At 50.4% G+C, this 3947-nt stretch carries 2 protein-coding genes; one reads left to right on the forward strand and one right to left on the reverse strand.

Going from position 1 to position 3947, the window contains the following annotated elements; translation table 11 throughout:
* Positions 1–3162: PVC-type heme-binding CxxCH protein (locus ACTIE6_RS16720; RefSeq protein WP_439557729.1), on the reverse strand; the 3162-nt coding region annotated here is incomplete at its 3' end.
* A gap of 111 nt (positions 3163–3273) precedes the next feature.
* On the opposite strand from ACTIE6_RS16720, the gene ACTIE6_RS16725 reads away from it, so the two are divergent.
* Positions 3274–3947, forward strand: a 674-nt coding sequence (locus ACTIE6_RS16725; protein WP_439557730.1) for a hypothetical protein, incomplete at its 3' end; no start/stop codon positions are given.

A 3947-nucleotide genomic window follows, 5' to 3' on the forward strand; every position in this document is an offset into this window, starting at 1 on the left:
GAATTTAGAATAATTTTCGATCAAAGACTTAGCCAGCGGCTCACTTTCGAAAGCGGCCACACTCCGGATCGCGTCGAGGCGCAAAGCAGGGTTATTCAGTAATGCAGGTAATTCGGCTGTCAGTTCAGGACGCTGGCGGGCAGTGAGTGATTGCAGCGCCTTGCGTTTTTGTTCAATCGGCGCGCTCTTGCTCTTCAAGGTTGCCAGGTCCGTCTTCGCCGCTTCGGTGTTCCCAAATTGCCGGTTGAGCTCCAATGCGAGTGCCGCTGTGGCTTTATCGGATTGTTTCAGCTTTGCAAGAACAGCAGTCCAGTTAGCTGGCGTTTTGATATCAGTCCGGTCTGACAATGCATCCCGCATTCCTTTCAGCAAATCCATTCTGTTCACAGGCGCTTTGCCGATAGCTTCTACCAGCGTTTCCACCTGATCTGCATCCACAGTTCGTCTGGCGATATACTCGGTCACCATCGGGATTTTCGACTTAGCCGACAACTCCAATGCTTTCGCTGGATTCTCTTTAACAAGCGGCTCTACGCCAAACCAGATCATTTTAGGTAAATTATGATCTCCGGCATCTTCGCCGTGGGCAACGAGCGCGGCCGCTATTTTCCACTTCAAATCCGCATTCACGCGCTGCAAGGCAGAAGCCAGGTACAATCTCACAACTGGTGAAGGGTCTTTCTGCGCCATTTCAGTGAGCCTGGTACTTACCTCTTCGGCAGGCTCCCCGTTTTCACACAAAAACTGAATAGCCCAGGCACGTACGTGCGCATCTTTGTCTGCCAGCGCAGCGGTCAACTGCTTTCCGGGAAGTGCATTGGTTACCTGCAACGCCCACATTGCCCGCAGCCGCTCGTCGGCAGAACCGTCTTTGTAAACTCCATTCAGCTTATCCAGTGCAGGCTGGGCAATGCTACTTTTTACAGCCCGGTTTTGCAAAATGACCCTCGCCCGCCGTGCGTGCCAGTCACTTTTGCTGGTTTGCAGTGAAGCCAGTTCAAGGTCACTCATTTTCGTCAGGTCAGTATAGCGATCCTTGAAGTTCTCTGCCAGTGAATTTTTCGGTGTTATCCTGAAAATGCGGCCGGTTTCTGAGTTCAGCACGTCGGACCCGCAGATATCGGCATCGTGCCAGTCGAGCACATACATAGCGCCTTCCGGCCCGATTTCCATACTGAAGCCTACCCACTGCGCATTGTTGGCCATCATAAAATCATCCCCATGCTTGCCACTGAATCCTGAGCCTTTCGGAACCAGTACATCCGACAAAATGCCGTGCTCGTGAATGTTAGCCATGAATATCTTCCCCTTTTCCGAAGCAGGAAATGCATCCGACTGGTAAATGCGCGCGCCGCCGTGCGCCGAGCGGTGACTGTGGTCGGCGATGGTTTTAATATCGTTATACACATAGGGATTGAAATGCTGCCCGCCCTGACGGTGGTAAATGCCGCCGGGTACCACGTGCCACAAATGCGGTATCACGCAGGCCGTAATAAAAAGCTGGCCTTTGGCGTCATGGTCAATCCCCCAGGGATTGGAAAACCCGTGCGCAACTACCTCAAACTTCTGCTTTGTAGGATGGTAACGCCACACACCGCCATTGATTTCCTGACCGTCTTCAACCGGGATATTTTCGGGAAAAGGATCTTTGTGCTTGTATAACTTGCCTTTTCCTACTGGTCTGCCCACTGTCGAAGGTGTTGCAAAACCCTGCAAACCGTACAACCAGCCATCGGGTCCCCAATGAAAACTGTTCAGTGTTTCGTGGCGGTCGCGGATGCCCCAGCCTGTCAGGCGGACTTCAATGTCATCCATATCTGCCTTGTCGTCTCCGTTTTTGTCAGGAATAAAAAGGAGGTTTGGGGGTGCGCCTACAAACACACCGTCGAAGCCCACCGCCAATGCAGAAGGAAATGCAATACCTTCTGCAAAAACCTTCCGCGAATCTGCTACGCCATCTTTGTCTGTATCTTCTAAAATCAAAATCCGGCTGGTACCTGCATTTGAAAATCCTTTGCCGCGTGACTCGTAATCCTTGTTTTCAGCGATCCACATTCGGCCTTTATCATCCCAGCAAAAAGCCATGGGCTGCGTCATCATCGGTTCGGATGCCCAGGCATTTACCTGGTAACCCTCTTTGATCGTCATCGCAGCGACGGCTTCCTGTGCACTGAGGAATTTCGCTTCCCTGCCTTCTTTTTGCGCCAACGCCCACAGCGCAGTCGCATTGTAAAGGCCGTTGTCCCCCACAAATTCTCCGAAAGTTTTATTCAGTTCCACATCATTGAGCTCGCCGGTGTAGATGACAAGCTCGTGTTTCTGAATTTCAGTTTCACCTTTTTTGATATACCAATCTCCCTTCCGGGCACGCGCGGGGCCTGCGCCGAGCTGGTTATCTACCCGCCAAATGGTCGGATATCCTTTATTTTGCTTGTGGTCCAAAATGGCAATGTGCGCCATGTCGCTGCGCCCTTCTACCTGCATAGCAATGTCCACCCAATGCGCAGCCTGACCTTCCGCCTTTTCATTCTTCTGCCGGGCTGCATTCACTATTTCTCCTTTGATCCCTTCTTTCCAGGGCATGCGTACAAACAGCCCTCCGTAATCATATTTCCCGATCGTCACATCAGTTTGTGCCTCTCCGTTCCATTCCAGGTCCAGCAGGTATTTGCCGTCTTTTTGCCGCATTGTCCAATCCTGTGTTTCTGTCAGTACGGCCGCCCCGGTGGAATCCAGCAGGTTGTAGACTGTCTGCCATTTCACTTCCGCTCCTTTTGCTTCAATCACTTTTGCAGATACTTTTTTCCAGTATCCGTCTGCCGGGTGGTGAAAGTAGTCGCGGCCGTTTACGCGGGTATAACCCCAGTAGATTCCGGTCTGGTGTTTGTGGTGGCCTGGGCTGTATTCAGTAAGGATACCTTTTCCGTCGGGCGCCACAATGGGATGCAGGTACGGACGGAAATCCGGCCTGGCATTCTGGGTTACGACCGGTTTACTTTCATTGCCACGAAAAATCCGGATCGTTTCACCGTCCGCGCTTTGCACGGCGCGGAGTGTCACTTCTGCTGGTAATTGCTCAGCAGGTTCGGGGTTTTTGAAATGATGATGAAGATTTGCAAATAAAAAAACGAGGAAAAGGGTTGTAGAGTTAATGATATTCATAGAAAAATACTGATTTTAGTAAGCAGCTGGATCGGTTTTTAACAGCCTTCGAGTGCATTCTTAAGTAGGATTTATCCTGAAGTTACTCCTGCTTTTTCCAAGATCATCAGCATGACTTTCATCAAACTCATATTCCTGTTTGTCCTCATTATGATCATGCAGTACCGCGGCATTATCTACCGGACCGGCAAAAAAAGCGGAAAGGCTGACGAACTGACTGCGATAAGGGAGTCAATCCTCCCTAAAAGCATGAATATGAACGGATCGTGGCGGATGTACGGTATGAACCAGAGTGACCCTTCTGTGATCGTTCCCGGAGAGGATGCAATGGGAAATACGCCATTTAGCCAGAAAGAACTGTTTATCTCTTTCTTCCCCGACGGCAACTTTACCCAGATCCGTGAGAGTGCTGATTACAATGTGGGCAAATGGTCTTACGACAGCAGCTCCCAATCCGTTTTTCTTACCTCAGCACGCATGACGCAGGAAGTGGGCGTGCAATTTAAAATGGCGCAGGGCGGTGTCCGCGTCATGAATTTTAGCTTTAACCCCACAGAGGGAATGCTGCTGATGGAGTTTGCGAAGAATGTCAAACCTTATCGCGAAGATCCCTTTTACCCTGAAAATAACAGGTGGCGAATCAAACCTGCTGCATCGGAAAACGACGCGCAGATCAGGGCCAGATTGCGCAACTATCTGCTACATAATGCATTTATCCTGAAAGCGGCTAAAACCAGGGAACAGGATAATGTATCGTGGGAATTTTCGGAAGGTATTATCAGAAT

Origin of the sequence: Dyadobacter sp., assembly GCF_051859145.1 — a bacterium.
GTDB lineage: Bacteria > Bacteroidota > Bacteroidia > Cytophagales > Spirosomataceae > Dyadobacter.